General features: G+C 68.3%; 17 protein-coding genes. 6 read left to right on the top strand and 11 right to left on the bottom strand.

From position 1 onward, the window contains the following. Positions 1–94 precede the first annotated feature (94 nt). Positions 95–1,366, top strand: coding sequence for a M20/M25/M40 family metallo-hydrolase (locus VHAB30_RS17050; RefSeq protein WP_062468836.1), 1,272 nt, complete (start codon positions 95–97; stop codon positions 1,364–1,366). Between the two features lie 40 nt (positions 1,367–1,406). On the opposite strand, the gene VHAB30_RS17045 is transcribed toward VHAB30_RS17050, so the two are convergent. The 8 genes from VHAB30_RS17045 to VHAB30_RS17010 form a co-directional block, all read right to left on the bottom strand. Beyond that, positions 1,407–3,773, bottom strand: coding sequence for a DUF3300 domain-containing protein (locus VHAB30_RS17045; RefSeq protein ID WP_159277880.1), 2,367 nt, complete (start codon positions 3,771–3,773; stop codon positions 1,407–1,409). A gap of 188 nt (positions 3,774–3,961) precedes the next feature. Further along, positions 3,962–4,588, bottom strand: coding sequence for a DUF3299 domain-containing protein (locus VHAB30_RS17040; RefSeq protein ID WP_159277879.1), 627 nt, complete (start codon positions 4,586–4,588; stop codon positions 3,962–3,964). Positions 4,589–4,590: 2 nt separating this feature from the next. After that, a complete protein-coding gene (locus VHAB30_RS17035) occupies positions 4,591–5,853 on the bottom strand; it encodes an ABC transporter permease (protein ID WP_070061815.1) in 1,263 nt (420 codons plus the stop codon). Continuing rightward, positions 5,850–6,596, bottom strand: coding sequence for an ABC transporter ATP-binding protein (locus tag VHAB30_RS17030; protein WP_095946849.1), 747 nt, complete (start codon positions 6,594–6,596; stop codon positions 5,850–5,852). The genes VHAB30_RS17035 and VHAB30_RS17030 overlap by 4 nt, the downstream gene beginning before the upstream one ends. A 4-nt stretch (positions 6,597–6,600) precedes the next feature. Further along, positions 6,601–7,191, bottom strand: a complete 591-nt coding sequence (locus tag VHAB30_RS17025; protein ID WP_235926706.1) for a DUF2796 domain-containing protein — start codon at positions 7,189–7,191, stop codon at positions 6,601–6,603. Beyond that, entirely contained in the window at positions 7,188–8,096 is a 909-nt protein-coding gene (locus tag VHAB30_RS17020) for a sulfurtransferase (RefSeq protein ID WP_062468825.1), read from the bottom strand. Before VHAB30_RS17020 ends, VHAB30_RS17025 begins: the two co-directional genes overlap by 4 nt. 52 nt (positions 8,097–8,148) lie before the next feature. Beyond that, complete coding sequence (locus VHAB30_RS17015; protein WP_235926703.1) at positions 8,149–9,081, bottom strand: DMT family transporter; 933 nt, start codon at positions 9,079–9,081, stop codon at positions 8,149–8,151. Positions 9,082–9,139: 58 nt separating this feature from the next. After that, the gene (locus tag VHAB30_RS17010) at positions 9,140–10,285 is read right to left on the bottom strand and encodes an aromatic ring-hydroxylating oxygenase subunit alpha (RefSeq protein ID WP_062468820.1); all 1,146 of its coding nucleotides are present in this window, start codon (positions 10,283–10,285) and stop codon (positions 9,140–9,142) included. Positions 10,286–10,557: 272 nt separating this feature from the next. On the opposite strand from VHAB30_RS17010, the gene xseB reads away from it, so the two are divergent. From xseB to VHAB30_RS16990, 4 genes are all read left to right on the top strand, one after another. Then, positions 10,558–10,824, top strand: coding sequence for an exodeoxyribonuclease VII small subunit (gene xseB, locus VHAB30_RS17005; RefSeq protein WP_062468817.1), 267 nt, complete (start codon positions 10,558–10,560; stop codon positions 10,822–10,824). An 11-nt stretch (positions 10,825–10,835) separates the two neighbouring features. Next, positions 10,836–11,750 (top strand): polyprenyl synthetase family protein, encoded by a 915-nt coding sequence (locus tag VHAB30_RS17000; RefSeq protein WP_159277878.1) that lies wholly within the window; start codon positions 10,836–10,838, stop codon positions 11,748–11,750. A gap of 22 nt (positions 11,751–11,772) precedes the next feature. Then, complete coding sequence (dxs, locus tag VHAB30_RS16995) at positions 11,773–13,617, top strand: 1-deoxy-D-xylulose-5-phosphate synthase (RefSeq protein WP_159277877.1); 1,845 nt, start codon at positions 11,773–11,775, stop codon at positions 13,615–13,617. 130 nt (positions 13,618–13,747) lie between these two features. Next, a complete protein-coding gene (locus VHAB30_RS16990; RefSeq protein ID WP_062468808.1) occupies positions 13,748–14,827 on the top strand; it encodes a TRAP transporter substrate-binding protein in 1,080 nt (359 codons plus the stop codon). Between the two features lie 74 nt (positions 14,828–14,901). Here the strand turns inward: VHAB30_RS16990 and VHAB30_RS16985 are convergent, their stop codons facing one another. From VHAB30_RS16985 to VHAB30_RS16975, 3 genes are all read right to left on the bottom strand, one after another. Further along, positions 14,902–15,423: a hypothetical protein gene (locus tag VHAB30_RS16985; protein WP_159277876.1), complete on the bottom strand. Its 522-nt coding sequence runs from the start codon at positions 15,421–15,423 to the stop codon at positions 14,902–14,904. Then, entirely contained in the window at positions 15,420–16,958 is a 1,539-nt protein-coding gene (locus tag VHAB30_RS16980; protein WP_070061822.1) for a TRAP transporter large permease, read from the bottom strand. Before VHAB30_RS16980 ends, VHAB30_RS16985 begins: the two co-directional genes overlap by 4 nt. 73 nt (positions 16,959–17,031) lie before the next feature. Continuing rightward, positions 17,032–17,571, bottom strand: a complete 540-nt coding sequence (locus VHAB30_RS16975) for a TRAP transporter small permease subunit (protein WP_070061823.1) — start codon at positions 17,569–17,571, stop codon at positions 17,032–17,034. A gap of 167 nt (positions 17,572–17,738) precedes the next feature. Between VHAB30_RS16975 and VHAB30_RS16970 the strand changes: the two genes are divergently transcribed. Beyond that, a complete protein-coding gene (locus VHAB30_RS16970) occupies positions 17,739–19,031 on the top strand; it encodes an SUMF1/EgtB/PvdO family nonheme iron enzyme (protein WP_070061824.1) in 1,293 nt (430 codons plus the stop codon).

Here is a 19,031-nt window from a genome sequence, read left to right as displayed (position 1 = left end):
AACCGCCGCCCGGGCGCTGTCGCCGATTTGCACCGCGTCGCTCGCCATGTCGCTATGCTGGCGCCCGCCAATCACTCCAGGAAAAGAGACTCTCATGACCATGCGTACCTCGTCTTTCTTCTCCCTGCGTTCCGTCGCCCTGGCCTGCGGCCTGGCGCTCGGCGCCGTGGCCACCGCGCAGGCGGCGCCCGATGCGAAGCTCCTGGCCGCTGCCGAGAAGGCACAGCCCGCCGTCATCGACAACCTGAAGGAGATGGTGTCCATCGAGTCGGGCAGCCTGAACGTCGAGGGCCTGATGAAGATGGCCGACGTGATCGAAGGGCGCCTGAAGGCGGCCGGCTTCAAGACCGAGCGCCGCAAGGCCTCGGCCGGCGCGGGCGCCGACATCGTCATCGGCACGATCAAGGGCACGGGCAAGCGCAAGATCATGCTGCAGGGCCACATGGACACGGTGTACGCGCCGGGCATCCTGAACAGCCAGCCCTACAAGGTGGACGGCAACCGCATCTACGGCCCCGGCATCGCCGACGACAAGGGCGGCCTCGCGGTGATGATGGCGTCGCTGAAGATCCTGGCCGACGCGGGCTGGCGCGACTACGACACGCTCACCGTGCTCGTGAACCCCGACGAAGAGGTGGGCTCGGTGGGCTCGGGCGAACTCATCGCCACCACGGCCGACCTGCACGACACGGTGCTGTCCTTCGAGCCGACGGCCGCCAAGGCGGTGGCCAAGGGCGAGTCGCTGCTGCTTGGCGCGGCCGGCATCGCGCAGGCCACGCTCGAGGTGAAGGGCCGCGCGGCGCACGCCGGCGCCGCGCCCGAGCTGGGCCGCAATGCGCTGTACGAGCTGTCGTACCAGATGCTGCAGACCAAGGACCTCGCCAAGGACATCCCTGGCGTGACGCTGAACTGGACCGTGGCGCGCGCCACCGGCCCGATCAACCAGATCACCGAGAAGGCGCAGGCGCTGGGCGACATCCGCATCACGCAGCCCGGTGCCGAGAAGAAACTCACCGAGGCGCTGCAGGCCAAGATCGCCAGCGGCAAGCTGATTCCCGACACCGAGACCACGGTGAAGGTCGAGGTGGGCCGCCCGGCCTTCGTCGCGGGCGCCAAGGGCCGCGCGCTGGCCGAGAAGGCACAGGCGATCTACAAGGAACTCGACCGCGAACTGGCGCTGACGCCGATGACCGGCGGCGGCACCGACGCGGGCTTCGCGGGCCGCTCGGGCAAGGCCACGGTGGTCGAGAGCTTCGGCCTCGCGGGCTTCGGCTACCACGCACGCGACGAGTACATCGAGGTCGACTCGATCGTGCCGCGCCTGTACCTCGTGACGCGGCTGCTGACCGAGATCGGCAAGAACTGAGTTCGTAGCGCGCAGTGCGCCCGCGGCAGGAGCCGCGGGTTCACTGCGGTGCGTTGGGATCGCCCGGGCGGCGGCGATGGGCGGCAGCTGCCGCGGCGGCGGCCTGAGCCTGGGCCTGCTGCTGTTGCGCCTGCTGGCGTTGCATCTGTTCCTGTTGGTGCTGCTGCTGGCGGGCCTGGTTCTGCGCCGCCTGCTGTTGTTGCATCTGCTGGCGTTGCATCTGCTCCTGCTGCTGGCGTTGCTGGGCCTGGGCGGCTTGCTGCTGTTGCATCTGCATCTGGCGCGCCTGTTCCATCTGAGCCTGGCGTTGCTGTTGCGCGGCCTGGGCTTGCGCCTGTTGTTGCTGTTGCAACTGCTGCTGGCGACGGGCCTGCTCCTGTTGAGCCTGTTGAGCCTGTTGAGCCTGTTGAGCCTGCTGCTGCATCTGCTGCGCGCGCCGAGCCTGTTCCTGCTGTGCCTGCCGTTGCTGTTGCTGGGCGGCCTGGGCCTGCTGCTGTTCCTGCTGGCGACGTAGCTGCTCCTGTTGCGCCTGTTGCTGCTGCATCTGTTGGCGGCGGCCCTGCTCCTGCTGGTCCTGGCGTTGTTGGCGCAATGCCTGTTCCTGTTGCTGCGCCTGCTGCTGGCGACGCGCCTGCTCTTGCTGGGCCTGCTGCTGTTGTTGCTGCTGCATCTGCTGGCGACGGGCTTGGTCCTGCGGGTCCTGGCGTTGACGCAGTGCCTGCTCTTGTTGCGCTTGCTGCTGACGCCGTGCCTGTTCCTGCTGCGCCTGTTGTTGGCGTTGCTGGTCTTGCGCGGCCTGCTGTTGCTGCATCTGTTGTCGACGGGCTTGCTCCTGCGGGTCTTGCCGCTGACGCAGTGCCTGTTCCTGCTGCGCTTGCCGCTGACGCAGTGCCTGTTCCTGCTGCGCTTGCTGCTGGCGCCGTGCCTGCTCCTGCTGGGCCTGTTGTTGACGCTGCGGGTCCTGCGTGGCCTGCTGTTGCTGCATCTGCTGGCGACGGGCTTGTTCCTGCTGATCCTGGCGTTGGCGCAGAGCCTGGTCCTGTTGCATCTGCTGTTGACGCCGTGCCTGCTCCTGCTGCGCCTGTTGTTGACGCTGCTGGTTCTGTGCCGCTTGTTGCTGCTGCATCTGCTGTCGACGGGCTTGCTCCTGCTGGTCCTGGCGCTGGCGCAAGGCCTGTTCCTGCTGCACCTGTTGCTGGCGCCGAGCCTGTTCCTGTTGGGCCTGCTGTTGCTCGCGCACCTGGTTCTGGGCTGCCTGCTGCTGCATCAGCGCTTGTTGCTGCTGCTGCTGCTGGGCACGCGCCTGTTGTTGCCGCTGCTCTTGCTGCTGCGCCGCTTGCCATGTCGCCGCACCGGTCGGCGGGCCGCTGCGATCGCCTGCGTAGTTGTTGTTGTAGACGTTGCGCACGTTGTTGACCACCGTGGTCGAGCGCGAGACATACGTGCTGTTGTTGTAGACCACCGCAGGCCGGTAGGCCGGTGGCGGCGGTGCCGCGCGGTCGCGCCAGCGCGGCGCGCCCCAGTTCATGTTCCAGGCGTTCCAGCCCCAGCCGTGGCGCTCCAGCGCCGAGCCGACGATCACGCCACTGCCGAAGGCCAGCGCGCCCACCGCGGCCACCTGGCCACGGCTGTAGCCGGGCTCGACCACCACCGGTGGCGGTGCATAGGCATAGCCGGGGTAGACGGCCACGGGCATGTCGTACACGACCTGCGGGTCGTAGCGCGGCACGTACACCACGTCGGGCTGCACGGGCTCGATGGTGATGAGTTCCTCGGGCGGTTCGATCACCAGGGGGCCCGCGTACATCGGCTGCATGTCGGGCGCGGGCGTGTAGTTGGGCGGCGTCGCGGCGCGCGCCACGCGCAGCTTGTCGTTGTTCTTGAGGCGGCCGGCTTTCGATGCGCGCTGGCGCATCACCTGAATCGCGTTCATCACGTCGGCCGGGTCGTTGTAGTAGGCCTTGCCCAGCGAGGTGGTCCACGCGATGTTGCCGGCCATCTGGTCCATCACGGGCCGGAACGCGGTGAGCGACTTCACGCTCGGGTCCCACGGCTGCTGGTTGGCGGCGTCGGCGAGCGGGCCGGCCTTGAGCGTGGGGTTCTGCTGCAGCCAGCCGTGGGCCGCGGTGATCTGATCGGGGTAGGTGGCACCGGCCAGGATCTGCGCGACGAGCTTGTCGGGGTACAGCGCAATCGGTGCGACCAGCTGGTAGAGCTGTTCGGCCGAAGGCGGCGTATAGACGGCCGGCACCGGCGCGGCGACGGGCGCTGGTGCCTGGGTGGCCGGTGCTTCAGCGGCGGGAGGTGGTGGTGCGGGCTTGTCGCAGCCTGCAACGAACAACGCTGCGACGCACAGCGAAGCCATGAGGCGCCGCTGAAGGAGGGGGCGGTGGGGAGAGGGTGTCATCTGGCATGTCCTGAAGACGCCGGCAGGGTGCCCGGAACTCCTTCAACGGCGGGCCAGAGCAGGCGATGACACAGCCTGCGCCCCGGATGCAACGGTCTGTGTCGGCGGTGCGCCGCCTGTGCTGTCGGCGCAGGACCACGAGCCCACCGGGCGACGTGGCGATCGCCCGGGGAAAGACCTCTTTGTCGTTACTTGGCGCCGCCCGAATACTTGGTGACGCTGCTGGCCTTCACGTGGTAGCCGCTCACGCCCATCATCGAGTCGTTGCGCAGCGTCTGCAGCTTGCCGGTGACCCACACGGTGTCCATGGCGCGGAACTTGGCGCCCTTTTGCGGAATGACGTGCAGGATCTGGTTGGCCGGCGGCGGCGGCGTGTGGATGCAGGCGCCGAAGTAGGGCACGAGCAGGAACTCGGTGACCTCGCCCTTGGCCTCTTCGAGCGGCACGATGAAGCCGGGGATCTTCACTTCCACGCCGTTGAGCGCGGGGTTGGTGGGCGCGTTGTTCGACACCTCCTGCATCTTCATCAGCAGCTCGTTGGCGCGCGGGTCGCCGTCGTCGAGCGTGCTCAGGTCGATGCCCTTGAAGGCCTTGGCCGGGTCCCAGTCCTTGGGCACCAGCTCTTCCCAGCTGATCTGGCGCGGCTGGCCCGCCGTGGCCTGGGGCGCGGCAGGGGCGGCCTTGCCGCCCAGCGGGTTGGTCGCGGTGGTGTCCTTCGGTGCGGGCTCGGCGGCCCAGGCGGCGGCTGCGAGGCCGGCGCCGGCCAGCAGCATCGACAGGGCGGTGAGCACGCGGGGTGTGGAGGTCTTCGTCATGGTCAGATTCTCGGAGAAAGGCCGTCGGCCAGCGACAGTCGATAGGCCCGGATGCCGGGCAGCAGGCTCGCGAGCCAGCCGGCGACCAGCAGGCTCGCCGTCAGCAGCCATTCGTTCAGTGTAGGTTCGGACAGGCTCAGCGTCAGCCCGAACTGCGCCTGCAGCCATGGCGAGAGCAGGGCGATGCCGAGCACCGCCATCGTCACGCCCAGCAGCACGCCCAGCACGGTGACCAGCGCGCCTTCGAGCGCCAGCAGCGCCAGCACATGGCGCAGGCCCGCGCCCACGGCGCGCAGCACGGCCAGCTCGCGGCGGCGTTCGTTCAGACCCGCCATCACCACCGACACCAGCCCCGCCAGGCTCACGAGCGCGACCAGGGCCGACATCAGCAGCAGCGCGTTTTCGCCGATGCCGATCACGCTCCACAGTTCGTCGAGCGCCACGCCGGGCAGGATGGCCATCAGCGGTTCGCCGGTGTAGGTGGAGATCCAGCGCTGCACGCCGAACACGGCGGCGCGGTTCTTCAGGCCCACGAGCGCGGCCGTCACGTTCTTGGGCGTGAGGTCGAACTTGCGCACCTGCTCGGCCGGAATCTTCACGCCCGGCATCGGCGCGCCGCCCACCCATTCGAGGTGGATGGCTTCCATGGCCGCCAGGCCGATGTGCACCGTGCGGTCGACCGGCGTGCCGGTGCGCGCGAGCACGCCCACCACGGTGAAGGGCTTGTCGGCATGCTCGGCCACGTTGAGCTCGCCGCTGCCGTGCGCCAGCGTGATCTTCTGGCCCACGTGGTAGCCGAGCTTGTCGGCCACCTCGGCACCAACCACGGCATCGAACAGCGCGTCGAAGGGCTTGCCTTCGCGCAGCTTCAAGGTCTGGCGGTCGCCGTAGCGGAAGTGCGTGAAGTACTCGGGCGTGGTCGCGAGCACCGAGAAGCCGCGGTGCGAGTCGCCCAGCGACAGCGGCACCACCCAGTCGACACCGGGGTGCGCCTGCAATGCCTGCACGCTCTTCCAGGAGATGTTGTTGGTGGCTGCGCCGATGCGGAACACCGAGTACAGCAAGAGCTGCGTGGAGCCGGTGCGCGCGCCCACGATGAGGTCGGTGCCCGAGACCGACGACGCGAAGTTCTCGCGCAGCTCGGTGCGGATGCGCTCGACGCCCAGCAGCAGGAAGGTCGACAGCGCGATCGAGAACACCGTCAGCGCGAGCGTGAAGCGGCGGTTCCAGGCGCTGCGCCATGCGATCGAAAAAAGTGCTCTCATGCGTCCACCGCCATCGCGCTCGACGCCGCACGGTTGATCTCCGGCAGCAGCACGTGCCGCGCGAAGCGTGGTGCGATGCGCTGGTCATGGCTCACGAACACGAGCGCGCTGTGGTTCACGGCGCAGGCCGTGAGCAGCACGTCGAGAAAGGCTTCGCGCCGGTCTTCGTCGAGCGCGGAGGTGGGCTCGTCGGCGATCACGACCTCGGGCTGGCCGATGAGCGCGCGCGCCGCGGCCACGCGCTGCTGCTGGCCCACCGAGAGCTGCAGCGCCTGGCGCTTCCAGAGCGCGCGGTCCAGGCCCATCTGGTCGAGCAGGTGCTCGGCTTCGTCGCGCGAGCTGCCGTTGCGCGCAGCCTGTGCCTCGCGCCGCGCCGAGAAGCGGCAGGGCAGCAGCACGTTGTCGAGCACGCTCAGGTAGGGCAGCAGGTTGAACTGCTGGAAGATGTAGCCCACGTGCGCCACGCGGGCGCGGTCGCGCTGCGTGCCCGAGAGCTTGGCCCAGTCGTGGCCCAGCAGCGTGACGCGGCCTTCGTCGGCCACCAGCACGCCGGCCAGCAGCGACAGCAGCGTGCTCTTGCCGCAGCCGCTCGGGCCGTGCAGGAACACGGATTCACCCGCCGTGATGCGCAGGGCCTCGATGTCGATGCAGGGTGTCTTCACGCCGGGCCAGGTGAAGCGCAGGGCTTCGGCGGCGAGCACGACGCGCAAGTGCGTGGTCTCGGCCTGCGGGAGGGTGCTCACGCTGTCACTTGCCCAGCGTCAGGCGGGAAGGCTGCGCGGCCTGCGCGCCGCTCGGGCGCTTCAGCTGGCGCTTGAACTGGCCTTGCGCGCTGGCGATCTGCACGTCGATCTGGCGTGCGCCCTTGAAGGCCGTAAACAGGTTCAGGTCGATGAACTTCGCGGCGGCGGCCTGTGTGCAGTTGAAGGAGAAGGAAGCGTCGAGGTCGGCATGCCCGCTCGATTCGGCCGGGTCGGGGTTGCCCAGGCCGAGCGCGCCGGAGCGCAGGTCGACGGGGCCGAGCTTGCAGTTGGCGGCGGGGTCGATGGTGAAGAGCTTGTCGGCCGCGCGCAACTGGGCGATGGCGGCTTCGACGGTCTTCTTCTCGGCGTCGGTCTTGGGCGCGCGCTCGAAGCCGACGATGTTGTCCAGCGGCGATTCCATGGCGATCACGATGGTGGGCCCGTCGATGGCCACGTCGAGCTTGAGCTGGCCGTGCACATGCGCGTGCTGTTGCTGGGCCTGTGCGGGAAGGATGGCGGCCGCGAACAGCGCGGCGGCGGTCAGTGCGAAGCCGGAGGACGTGCGTCGAAGTCGGGTGTGCAGGGTGTGCATCATGGTTCTGCGCCTTGCCGGGTCGGCAGCCCCGGCGTGTTGCTCCATTCGCTCCAGCTGCCGGCATAGAGCGCGGTCGTCCCGAACCCCGCGATCTGCATCGCGAGCAGGTTGGGCACGGCGCTCACGCCGCTGCCGCACTGGTGGACGACGGTCGCCGCATCGCGCCCCGCGAGCAGCGCTTCGAACTCGGCGCGCAGTTGCGCGGCGGGCTTGAACTTGCCGTCGGGACCGATGTTGTCGGCGAAGGGCCGGTTCAGGGCCCCGGGGATGTGACCCGCGATCGGGTCCAGAGGTTCCACCTCGCCGCGGTAACGTGCACCGGCACGCGCGTCGATCAGGTTCTGGTCAGGCTGGCCGAGCCGGCGCACCACGGTGTCGGTGGTCACGAGCCTGGCGATCGGCTCGCCCTGTACGAAATTCGACTGGAAGCGCGCGGGCTCTTCGCGGTCGGTCACTTCGCCGCCCGCGGCCTGCCAGGCCTGCAGGCCGCCGTCGAGCACGGCCACGGCGTCGTGGCCCATCCACTTGAGCATCCACCACAGGCGCCCGCAGTAGTTGGCGCCGTTGCGGTCGTACACCACGGCCTGCATCGTGTTGGAGAAACCCACCGACGAGAGCCAGGCCGCGAACTTCTCGCGGCTGGGCAGCGGATGGCGCCCGCCCGAGGCGGGCACGCCGTCGTCCTGCGCCACCACCACGTCGCCGCGCGCGCCGGGCAGGCCATGCTTGGCGCTGAGGTCGGTGTCGAGGTTGGCGTACTGCGCGCCCGGGATGTGCGCGGCGGCATACAGCTGCGCGCCGGCCTCGGGCTTCATGAGGTCGAAGCTGCAGTCGAACACCATGAGGGGCGAGTCGCCCTCGCGCAGCTGCCTGAGTTGTTCGACGGAGATGAGGGTGGTGTACATGGCAAAAGCTCCTTCGAAGAATGGTTCGGCGATGGTGCCGTGGCTGCTGCGTTCAGTGTTCCTCTGCCGGCGCCTTCGGCACGGCCCGCTGGCGCAGCACGGTGGCCGCGATGCCGCTGGCGATGATCAGTGCCATGCCGCCCCAGCCGGCCGCGTCGATGCGGTCGTCGAACAGCACCACGCTGTAGAAGGCCGCGAACACGATGCCCGAATATTGCAGGTTCGCCACCACCAGTGTGCCGGCCTGGGTCTTGGCGGTGGCGTAGGCGCGGGTCATGCACAGCTGTCCGAGGGCGGCCAAGAGGCCGATCGGCAGCAGCCACAGCGCATGCTGCCACGTCCACGAGCTGCCGCCCGAAAACCCGGTCGCGGCCGTGGCGAAGGCGCCCGCCACGGCCGAGCCGACCGCGAAATAGAAGACCGTGCGCAGCTCGGGCTCGCCGATGCGCGACAGCGCCACCACCTGCATGTAGGCAAAGGCGGCCGTGACGCCCGACAGCAGGCCCAGCATGCCCGCGAAGCCGTCGCCGCCGCCCACCGTGGGCTTGAGCATGAGCACCACGCCGGCAAAGCCCGCGAGCACCGTCATCACCAGCGGGCCCTGCAGCGGCGGGCGCTCGATGCGGCCGTCGCGCCCGGGCACCGGCACCCAGGCCAGCAGCGCGCCGCCGACCAGGAAGGCCGCGACCCACACGCTGCTCATGTAGTTGAGCGTGACGGCCGTGGCCAGCGGCATGTGGGCGATGGCGTAGAACCACGCGCCCAGCGACACCACGCCGATGGTGCTGCGCCAGGCGTGCATGCCGGGGTACTTGGTGGCGAGCGAGGTGCCGCGGTTGCGCGCCAGCAGCCAGAGAAACACGATGCCGATGAGGCCGCGCCCCAGGACCATCTCACCGCTGTTGAACCATTCGGAGGCCACCTTCACGACCACGCTCATGGTGGCGAACAGAAAGGCCCCGAGCACCATCCACAGCGCTTGCATCGATTGACATCCAGATCAGAAAAAAGAAAGCCCCGGCGGGTGCGGGGCGGGGCGGCGTTCAGGCGCGTGGTTGTTGCATCGCGTTGCGGTACCACTCGTGGAACTGCTGCATGCCGTCTTCCATGGGGCTCTGGTAGGGGCCGGTCTCGTTGTCGCCGCGCAGCATGAGCGCGCGGCGGCCGGCGTCCATGCGCTCGGCGATCTCGTCGTCTTCCACGCAGGTCTCCATGTAGGCGGCCTGCTGGGCCTCGACGAATTCGCGCTCGAAGGCGACGATTTCCTCGGGGTAGAAGAACTCGACCATGTTGAGCGTCCTGGTCGGGCTCACCGGGTGCAGGGTCGACACGGTGAGCACGTGCGGGTACCACTCGATCATCACGTGCGGGTAGTAGGTGAGCCAGATCGCGCCGTACTTCGGCGGCTTGCCGTCGCGGTACTTGAGCAACTGCTCCTGCCACTTCTGGTAGACCGGGCTGCCCGCGCGGCCCAGGCGGTTGGCCACGCCCACCGTCTGCACCGAGAACTCGGGCTTGAACTCCCAGCGCAGGTCGTCGCAGGTGACGAAGCTGCCCAGGCCGGGATGGAACGGGCCGACGTGGTAGTCCTCGAGGTAGACCTCGATGAAGGTCTTCCAGTTGTAGTTGCACTCGTGCAGCTCGACGCGGTCGAGCGCGTAGCCCGAGAAGTCGAGGTCAGCCTGCGGGCCCAGGCCCGCCATGTCGGCCGCCACGTCACGGCCGCTGCCGTCGGCGTTCTTCTCGAACAGAAGACCGTTCCATTCGGTGAGCGGGTAGTTGTGCAGGTTCAGGCACGGGTCCTGGTCGAAATGCGGGGCGCCGATCAGCGTGCCGGTGGTGCGCGCATCTTTCGCGGCGTAGGTCCAGCGGTGCAGCGGGCAGACGATGTTGCCGCCGGTCTGGGTGTCGAGCTGGCCCCGGCCCTGCAGGATCAGGGCCTGGCGGTGGCGGCAGACGTTCGAGATGAGCTCCACGCCCTTGGGCGTGTGGACCAGCGCGCGGCCCTGGTGCTCTTGCGGCAGGGTGTGGAAGTCACCCGGCTCGGGCACGGCCAGTCGGTGCCCGACGTAGCGGGGCCCTCGCGCGAAAAGGTTCTGCATTTCGCGGGCGTACAAGGCCTCGTCGAAATACGCGGTAACTGGAAGTTGGCTCGCGGCCTGCTGCAGTTGAAGACTTAAATCAGACATGGAGGACCTGACCAAGCTCCCCACAGGGAGAAAAAAAGAAAAAACGGAAGGCGCCGTCGGCATGGGTGACGGCCCGAAGAGGTGTGCCGGTGCGACCGGCGGGGGAAGCGGGGATTGTACCCGGGGGGCATTTTTGCGCCCGCCGGGTTTTGGCCTCGCATGGCCGGGCGCCATACAGGGTGTTGCAAAGGGTCGCGCGCGCGTGCGCGGGCTGCCCGGCGGTTCGTTGCGCCCCCGCCCTAAAATGTTCCGTTTCATCCACGATTCGTTGCATGCCCAAGGTGCCTTCTCCTTCCACGACCAGCCCGGCGGCCACGCCCGACACCGGGCCGCTGCCCGCCAGCTACGAAGCCGGGCTCCAGGAACTGGAACAACTGGTTGCAGAACTCGAATCGGGCCAGTTGCCGCTGGACCAGCTGCTGGGCAGCTACCAGCGCGGCGCCGCACTGCTCGGCTTCTGCCGCGACAAGCTGCAGGCGGTCGAGGACCAGATCAAGGTGCTCGACGCAGGCAGCCTCAAGCCCTGGACGGCCGAATGAGCGCCGTCCCGATGACCTCCACTGCCACCACCCCCTGGGACGCGAAGACGCTGGCCGGCTGGGCCGAGCCCCACCTGGCCACGGTCGAAGCGGCGCTGTCGCGCTGGGTCGGCGTTGATGCACCGGTGCTGCTGGGCGACGCCATGCGCTATGCCGTGCTCGACGGCGGCAAGCGGCTGCGGCCACTGCTGGTGCTCGCGGCCAATGAAGCGGTCGGCGGCAACGCCCACGCCGCGCTGCGTGCGGCCTGCGCCACCGAACTCATCCACGCCTATTCGCTGGTGCACGACGACCTGCCGTGCATGGACAACGACGTGCTGCGCCGCGGCAAGCCCACCGTGCACGTGAAGTTCGGCGAAGCCGACGCGCTGCTCGCGGGCGACGCGCTGCAGGCGCTGGCCTTCGAGCTGCTCGCGCCCGAAGGCGACGAGGTGCCCGCGGCCATGCAGGCCCTGCTGTGCCGCCTGCTGGCGCGCGCGGCCGGCAGCCAGGGCATGGCCGGCGGCCAGGCCATCGACCTGGCCAGCGTCGGCATCGCACTGAACGAAACCCAGCTGCGCGAAATGCACCGCCTGAAGACCGGCGCGCTGCTGCAGGGCAGCGTCGAGATGGGCGCCGCCTGTGGCTCCGTGTCGCCGGCCGCGCTGGCGGCGCTGCGCGACTACGGCGCCGCCATCGGCCTGGCGTTCCAGGTGGTCGACGACATCCTCGACGTCACCGCCGACTCGCAAACCTTGGGCAAGACCGCCGGCAAGGACGCCGCGGCCGACAAGCCCACCTACGTGTCGCTGCTCGGCCTGGACGGCGCGCGCGCGCAGGCGAGCCAGCTGCTCGCCGATGCCATCGCCGCACTGAACAAGAGCGGCCTGGCCGACACGTCGGCACTGCGCGCCCTGGCCCACATGGTGGTCGACCGCGACCGCTGAGAAGAACAAAGAACCCACCTCCATGGCTCCGCTGCTTCCCACTCTCCACGACCCTTCGCCGATCCGCCAGTACGACCGGGCCCAGCTCAAGCAGCTGTCCGACGAGGTGCGCGCCTGCGTGCTCGACAACGTCTCGCGCACCGGCGGCCACCTGAGCTCCAACCTCGGCACGGTCGAGCTGACGGTGGCGCTGCACCATGTGTTCAACACGCCGCACGACCGGCTGGTGTGGGACGTGGGCCACCAGACCTACCCGCACAAGATCCTCACGGGCCGGCGCGAGCGCATGCCCACGCTGCGTCAGCTCGGCGGCATCTCGGGCTTTCCGCAGCGCACCGAGAGCGAGTACGACACCTTCGGCACCGCCCACTCGTCGACCAGCATTTCGGCCGCGCTCGGCATGGCCATGGCGGCCAAGCAGAAGGGCGAGAAGCGCCATGCCGTGGCCATCATCGGCGACGGCGCGCTCACGGCCGGCATGGCCTTCGAGGCGCTCAACAACGCGGGCGTGTGCGACTGCAAGCTGCTGGTCATCCTGAACGACAACGACATGTCGATCAGCCCGCCGGTGGGCGCGCTCAACCGCTACCTCGCGCAGCTCATGAGCGGCAATTTCTACGCCGCCGCCAAGAGCGTCGGCAAGAGCGTGCTGCGCAATGCGCCGCCGCTGTTCGAGCTGGCCAAGCGCCTGGAGCAGCATGCCAAGGGCATGGTCGTGCCGGCCACGCTGTTCGAGCAGTTCGGCTTCAACTACGTCGGCCCCATCGACGGCCACGACATCGACTCGCTGGTGCCCACGCTCGAGAACCTCAAGCACCTGGACGGCCCGCAGTTCCTGCACGTGGTCACGAAGAAGGGGCAGGGCTACAAGCTCGCCGAGGCCGACCCGGTGGCCTACCACGGCCCGGGCAAGTTCGATCCGCAGGTGGGCCTGGTCAAGTCGACCACGGCGGCCAAGCAGACCTTCACGCAGGTCTTCGGCCAGTGGCTGTGCGACACGGCCGCGCACGACGGCCGCCTCGTGGGCATCACGCCCGCGATGCGTGAAGGCTCGGGGCTCGTGGAGTTCGAAAAGCGCTTCCCCGACCGCTACTACGACGTCGGCATCGCCGAGCAGCACGCCGTCACCTTCGCGGCCGGCCTGGCCTGCGAGGGCCTGAAGCCCGTGGTGGCGATCTACTCGACCTTCCTGCAGCGCGCCTACGACCAACTGATCCACGACGTGGCGATCCAGAACCTGCCCGTGGTGTTCGCGCTCGACCGCGCGGGCCTCGTGGGCGCCGACGGCGCGACGCACGCGGGCGCCTACGACATCCCGTTCCTGCGCTGCATTCCCAACATGAGCATCGCCTGCCCGGCCGACGAGCGCGAGTGCCGCCAGCTCTTGACGAGCGCCTACGAGCAGAACCACCCGGTGGCCGTGCGCTACCCGCGCGGCGCGGGCGCCGGCACCACGCCGCACCTCACGCTCGACGCGCTGCCCTTCGGCAAGGGCGAGGTCCGCCGCGAAGGCCAACGCATCGCCATCCTCGCCTTCGGCACCTTGCTGTACCCGGCGCTCACGGCGGCCGAGTCGCTCGACGCCACCGTGGTCAACATGCGCTGGGCCAAGCCGCTCGACGTCGAGTTGCTGCTGCAGGTGGCGGGCACGCACGACGCGCTCGTCACGCTTGAAGAGGGCGCCATCATGGGCGGCGCGGGCAGTGCGGTGGTCGAGGCCCTGCAGGCCGCGGGCGTCCAGAAGCCGGTGCTGCAACTGGGCCTGCCCGACCGCTTCATCGAGCACGGCGATCCGGCCAAGCTGCTCGCATCGATCGGCCTCGATGCCGACGGCATCGCTGCCGCGATCAAGAAACGCTTCGTTTGACAAGAGGTCGCAGGGTAAACCCCCGCCGGCCACCTGTAAGCGCGTTTTTACAATCAAAAGGACTCACAAAAGTCCCTGACGCGGTCACAAGCCGCGTTTTGTTTTTTCCAAAGCACTCGGAGTGAATTCAATGGATCGTCGTTCCCTCATCAAAAACGCCGGCATCGCGGGCGTTCTGGCTGCCGGCATCGCGCCCGCGGTTCACGCGCAAGCCACCGTTCGCTGGCGTCTCGCATCGAGCTTTCCCAAGTCGCTGGACACCATCTTCGGCACCGCCGAGGTGTTCTCGAAGAGCGTGAGCGACATGACGGGCGGCAAGTTCCAGATCTCCGTGCATGCAGGCGGCGAGCTGATGCCCGCCTTCGGCGTGGTCGACGGCATCCAGAGCGGCGCGGTCGAAATGGCGCACACGGCGCCTTACTACTTCTACGGCAAGGACCCGACCTTCTGCCTGGGTTGCGCCGTGCCTTTCGGCATGAACACCCGCCAGCAGAACGCCTGGATGTACGAAGGCAACGGCCTGAAGCTGATGCGCGCCTTCTACGCCAAGTACAACATCATCAACCTGCCGGGCGGCAACACGGGCGCGCAGATGGGCGGCTGGTTCCGCAAGGAAATCAAGTCGGTCGCCGACCTGAAGGGCCTGAAGTTCCGCACCAACCCGTTCGCCGGCAAGGTGCTCGAGCCCTTCGGCGTGATCCCGCAATCGATCCCCGGTGCCGACCTGTACCCCGCGCTCGAAAAGGGCACGCTCGACGGCCTGGAGTGGGTCGGCCCGTACGACGACCAGAAGCTGGGCTTCAACAAGATCGCCCCGTTCTACTACTACCCCGGCTGGTGGGAAGGCGGCCCCGAGCTCGACTTCTACATCAACACCAAGGCATGGGAAAGCCTGTCGGCCGATTTCAAGGCCGTGGTCGAAGCGGCTGCCGCGCACGCCAACATCACGATGACGGCCAAGTACGACGCCAAGAACCCGATCGCGCTCAAGCAGCTCGTGGGCTCGGGCACCAAGCTGCGTCCGTTCTCGCAGGACGTGATGAACGCCGCCTTCAAGTCGGCCCAGCAGATCTACTCGGACCTGAACAACAGCAACCCCGAGTGGAAGAAGATCTACAGCGACTGGTCCAAGTTCCTGGCCGACCAGAACGCCTGGTTCCGCTACACCGAAGGCACCTTCGACCGCTTCATGCAACAGCAGAAGCTGTAAGGCACGCGGCGCCGCAACCCGGCGCTTCGCACCTCACAAGAAAAAAAGCCCCGCCGGTTTCGGCGGGGCTTTTTTCATTTGGACGCGGGGTCGGGTGCGGGGGAGGGCGGTGGCGCGGAGGGCAGCGTGCGCATCGCCACCTGTTCGCCGAACGCGATCAGCACCTGCGGATCGTAGGCATGGAACCAGGTGATGCCGCCGAAGCGCCGACGCACCAGCAGGCGCGGCGCGATCACGCGCTCGAGCATGCGGATGTGCACCAGCTTGAGCTGTGCCACGTCCTGCGCGCTCACGCGCTTGTTCCACAGCCAGGTCTGCGTCAGCACGTCGCCTTCGAGGCGGGTGCGGCTGTAGACGATCCAGTAGCCGACCCAGATCACGCACAGGCCCGCCACGCCGAAGACGAACAGGCTGGTGGCCGACCAGCTGGTGGTGCGCAGCGACGGCAGGCTCCACAGCGCGAAGGCGAAGAGATCGACCACCAGCACCACTGCCAGCGTGCGCAGCAGCGGCGGGAAGGCGGCGCTTTCGAGCGGGCCGCCTTCTGTCGTCGCGGGGTGGTCGTTCGGGGCGTCGCCGGGGCGGGCGTCGCTCACGGTTTGGAGGCTTCGCCCGCCGCCGGGGCCGCCGGCGCCGGCGTTTCCTCGGGCGTCTTCTGGTTGCCGAACGGGTCTTCCATGTTCACGCCGTTGTCGGTGGCGGGCGGCGCGTTCGGGTCGACCGGCATGTCGAGGTTGACCTTCTCGATGTCGACGACCTTTTCCTTCTCGAGGAACACGGTCACCGTCTGCGGGAAGAAGATCACGATGGCCACCAGCAGCAGCTGCATCACGACCCAGGGCACGGCGCCCAGGTAGATGTCGCGCGACTCCACCTTCTTGGGCAACGCCCCGTTCTTGAACAGGGTGTCGGCGATGCCCCGCAAGTAGAACAGCGCGAAGCCGAAGGGCGGGTGCATGAACGAGGTCTGCATGTTCACGCACAGCAGCACGCCGAACCACACCATGTCGATGCCCAGCTTGTGGGCCACGGGGCCCAGCAGCGGCAGGATGATGAAGGCGATCTCGAAGAAGTCGAGGAAGAACGCCAGGAAGAACACGAAGATGTTGACCGCGATCAGGAAGCCGATCTGGCCGCCCGGCAGGCCCGAGAGCATGTGCTCGATCCACTTGGCGCCGTCCACGCCCTGGAACACCAGCGAGAACACGCGCGAGCCGATCAGGATGAACACCACCATCGCCGTCAGGCGCATGGTGCCTTCCATCGCGTCCTTCATCAGCGCCCAGTTCAGGCGCCGGTGAATGAGCGCCAGCACCAGCGCGCCCACCGCGCCCATGGCGCCGGCCTCGGTCGGCGTGGCGATGGCCTTGTCCATGAAGGGCAGGCCGCCCATCGAGCCGAGCACCGCGAAGATCAGGATGGCCGAGGGGATGATGCCGCGCAGGCACTTGCCCCACAGCGCCCAGCCGTGCAGCGTGCGCGCCGTGGCGGGCAGGCCGGGCACGTAGTGCGGGCGGATGCGCGAGACCAGGAAGGTGTAGATCGCGAAGATCACCACCTGCAGGATCGACGGGCCCCAGGCGCCCTTGTACATCTGGCCGACGTCGGTGCCGAGCTGGTCGGCCATGACGATCAGCACCAGCGAGGGCGGCACCAGCTGCGTGATGGTTCCCGAGGCGGCGAGCACGCCGGTCGAGTAACGCATGTTGTAGCCGTAGCGCATCATGACCGGCAGCGAGATCATCGCCATCGCGATCACCTGGCCGGCCACCGTGCCGGTGATGGCGCCGAGGATGAAGCCCACGATGATCACCGAGTAGCCCAGGCCGCCGCGGATCGGGCCGAAGAGCTGGCCCATCGAGTCGAGCATGTCCTCGGCGAGCCCGCACTTCTCTAACACCGCTCCCATGAGCGTGAAGAACGGAATGGCCAGCAGCGTCTCGTTCGACAAGATGCCGAACACGTTGAGCGGCAGGTTGGCCATGAAGCCGGCCGGGAACCAGCCCATCTCGATGGCGAAGAAGCCGCAGATCAGGCCGAGGGCCGAGAGCGAAAACGCGACCGGAAACCCGATCAGCATGATCACCACGAGCCCCGCGAACATGATCGGGGCGAAATTTTCCATGTGCATGATGTCTACTTGTCCTGCGGTGCGGGCGGTGCGGGCGGTGTCGGGGCGGTCTGGCGAAGCGCGACGAACGCCATCACTGCACCGGCTTCTCGTAGTGCGTGTTCATCTCGATCAGTCCGCGCAGGTAGGCGATGCGCTTGATGATCTCGGCGACACCTTGCAGGAACATCGTGCAGAAACCCACGGGCATCAGCAGCGCGGCGGGCCAGCGGATCAGCCCGCCGATGTTGCCCGACATCTCGCCCGACACCCAGGTGTTCCAGAAGAACGGCCAGGTGAGGTAGGTCAGCAGGCCCATCACCGGCAGCAGGAAGAAGGTCAGGCCGAACAGGTCGACATACACCGGTCCGTGGCCCTTGAGCTTGCCGTAGATGATGTCCACGCGCACATGCTCGTTGAAGCGAAGCACCACCGGCGCACCGAGCATCACGGTGGCGGCGAACAGATACCACTGGATCTCGAGGAAGGCGTTGTTGCTGAAGTCGAAGCCGTACCGGACGAAGGCGTTGGCGGCCGAGATGAGCGACGCGGCCAGGACCGCATAGCCGGCAAATTTGCCGAGTTTTTCGCTGACCCAGTCCATGACGGCCGCGAATTTGAGGAATACAGACAAGGGGTGTCTCCCGCGAAGCCCAAGGTGAAGCGCCGGCCCCTGGTGGGGGCTGCGCGCAAAGCCCGCAATGGTATCTCGGTGAACCTTAGTATTGCCTTGACACAAACTCGGGTTTACCCGGAATCCGCGTCGCCAGAGGGCCTGTCGGGCGGTCGCCATAATGGCCCATGTCTTCGAGCCCGCCGCCTTCGACGCCCTTCGGTGCGGCGAGCCCGCCCCTGTCGATCGACTCGCCCGACATGCGCCGCGCCGGCCGCGACCTGCTCTCGCTGGCCCTCATCGACGCGCGCAACCACACGCTGCACCTGCTGTCCCTGTTCGAACAGGCGCTGGGCGAAGCCATGCGCGTGCCGCCGCAGCCGGGCGTGGTGCCGCCGGTCTGGCTGGCGGGCCACATCGGCTGGTTCGCCGAATGGTGGATCGGGCGCAACACCCAGCGCGCCTTCGGCATCGACTGCCCCGTGCGGCCCACGCGGCTGGCCGCCATCGACCCCGACGCCGACGACTGGTGGAACCCCGCCCAGGGCGCGGCCGATCGCTGCTGGTCGCCTGACCTGCCGGGCCTGGGCCAGACCAAGGCCTACCTGCTCGAAACCCTCGAAAGCACGCTCGAGCTGCTCGAGAACGCCGCCGAGACCGATGCCGGCCTGTACTTCTACCGGCTTGCGCTCTTCCATGAAGACCTGCGCGGCGAACAGCTCGTGGTGCTGGCGCAGACGCTGGGCCTGCCGCTGAACATCGAGCAGCCGCCCACCGCCGTCACGCGCGAGCCGCTGCTGCTGCCGGCCACACGCTGGGAGCTCGGCCTGCCCGAGCACAGCGGCTTCCTGTTTGCGCAGGAGGGCGCGGCGCACCGCGTCGACGTGCCCGAGTTCGAGATCGACGCCCAGCCCGTCACCTGGGACCAGTACATCGAGTTCGTCGACGACGGCGGCTACGACCGCGAGGAACTGTGGCACAGCGACGGCTGGCGCTGGCTCGCCGCGCAGACCGAAGGCCGGCGCGGGCCGCGCCATGTGGAGCAGATCGGCGTGTCGCGCAACGGCACCGGCGGCTCGGTGCTGCAGCAGCGCTTCGGCGTCACCGTGCGCGCGGCCGGGCACCACAGCGCCGTGCACCTGAGCTGGTGGGAGGCCGACGCCTGGGCGCGCTGGGCCGGCCGGCGCATCGCGACCGAGGTCGAATGGGAAATCGCCGCCCACACGGCCGCGCGGCGGGGCTTCCGCTGGGCCGACGTGCACGAGTGGACGGCAGGCACGCTGCAGCCCTGGCCAGGCTTCCGGGCCGATCCCTGGAGCGCCGGTGGCGAGTTCGATCCGGTGGCCGCGTTCGGCCGTGCGCGTGTGCTGCGCGGCGCCTCGTTTGCGACCCGCGCGCGCCTGCGTTCGCCGCGTCGCCGTGGCTTTGCGTTGCCTGATAGCGACGACGGTTTCTTCGGTTTCCGCACCTGCGCGCTGTAG

It is taken from the genome of Variovorax boronicumulans (assembly GCF_009811375.1).
Classification (GTDB): domain Bacteria; phylum Pseudomonadota; class Gammaproteobacteria; order Burkholderiales; family Burkholderiaceae_C; genus Variovorax; species Variovorax boronicumulans.
This window is presented reverse-complemented; position numbering and strand designations above follow the sequence as displayed.

What these genes read in the sequence shown, in the direction of transcription:
- VHAB30_RS16980 (WP_070061822.1), bottom strand. Translation starts at nt 16,958, where the DNA reads ATGCACATGGAAAATTTCGCCCCGATCATGTTCGCGGGGCTCGTGGTG.
- VHAB30_RS17025 (WP_235926706.1), bottom strand. Translation starts at nt 7,191, where the DNA reads ATGATGCACACCCTGCACACCCGACTTCGACGCACGTCCTCCGGCTTC.
- dxs (WP_159277877.1), top strand. Translation starts at nt 11,773, where the DNA reads ATGGCTCCGCTGCTTCCCACTCTCCACGACCCTTCGCCGATCCGCCAG.
- VHAB30_RS17020 (WP_062468825.1), bottom strand. Translation starts at nt 8,096, where the DNA reads ATGTACACCACCCTCATCTCCGTCGAACAACTCAGGCAGCTGCGCGAG.
- VHAB30_RS16990 (WP_062468808.1), top strand. Translation starts at nt 13,748, where the DNA reads ATGGATCGTCGTTCCCTCATCAAAAACGCCGGCATCGCGGGCGTTCTG.
- VHAB30_RS17050 (WP_062468836.1), top strand. Translation starts at nt 95, where the DNA reads ATGACCATGCGTACCTCGTCTTTCTTCTCCCTGCGTTCCGTCGCCCTG.
- VHAB30_RS17035 (WP_070061815.1), bottom strand. Translation starts at nt 5,853, where the DNA reads ATGAGAGCACTTTTTTCGATCGCATGGCGCAGCGCCTGGAACCGCCGC.
- VHAB30_RS17015 (WP_235926703.1), bottom strand. Translation starts at nt 9,081, where the DNA reads ATGCAAGCGCTGTGGATGGTGCTCGGGGCCTTTCTGTTCGCCACCATG.
- xseB (WP_062468817.1), top strand. Translation starts at nt 10,558, where the DNA reads ATGCCCAAGGTGCCTTCTCCTTCCACGACCAGCCCGGCGGCCACGCCC.
- VHAB30_RS16970 (WP_070061824.1), top strand. Translation starts at nt 17,739, where the DNA reads ATGTCTTCGAGCCCGCCGCCTTCGACGCCCTTCGGTGCGGCGAGCCCG.
- VHAB30_RS17000 (WP_159277878.1), top strand. Translation starts at nt 10,836, where the DNA reads ATGACCTCCACTGCCACCACCCCCTGGGACGCGAAGACGCTGGCCGGC.
- VHAB30_RS17010 (WP_062468820.1), bottom strand. Translation starts at nt 10,285, where the DNA reads ATGTCTGATTTAAGTCTTCAACTGCAGCAGGCCGCGAGCCAACTTCCA.
- VHAB30_RS17045 (WP_159277880.1), bottom strand. Translation starts at nt 3,773, where the DNA reads ATGACACCCTCTCCCCACCGCCCCCTCCTTCAGCGGCGCCTCATGGCT.
- VHAB30_RS17040 (WP_159277879.1), bottom strand. Translation starts at nt 4,588, where the DNA reads ATGACGAAGACCTCCACACCCCGCGTGCTCACCGCCCTGTCGATGCTG.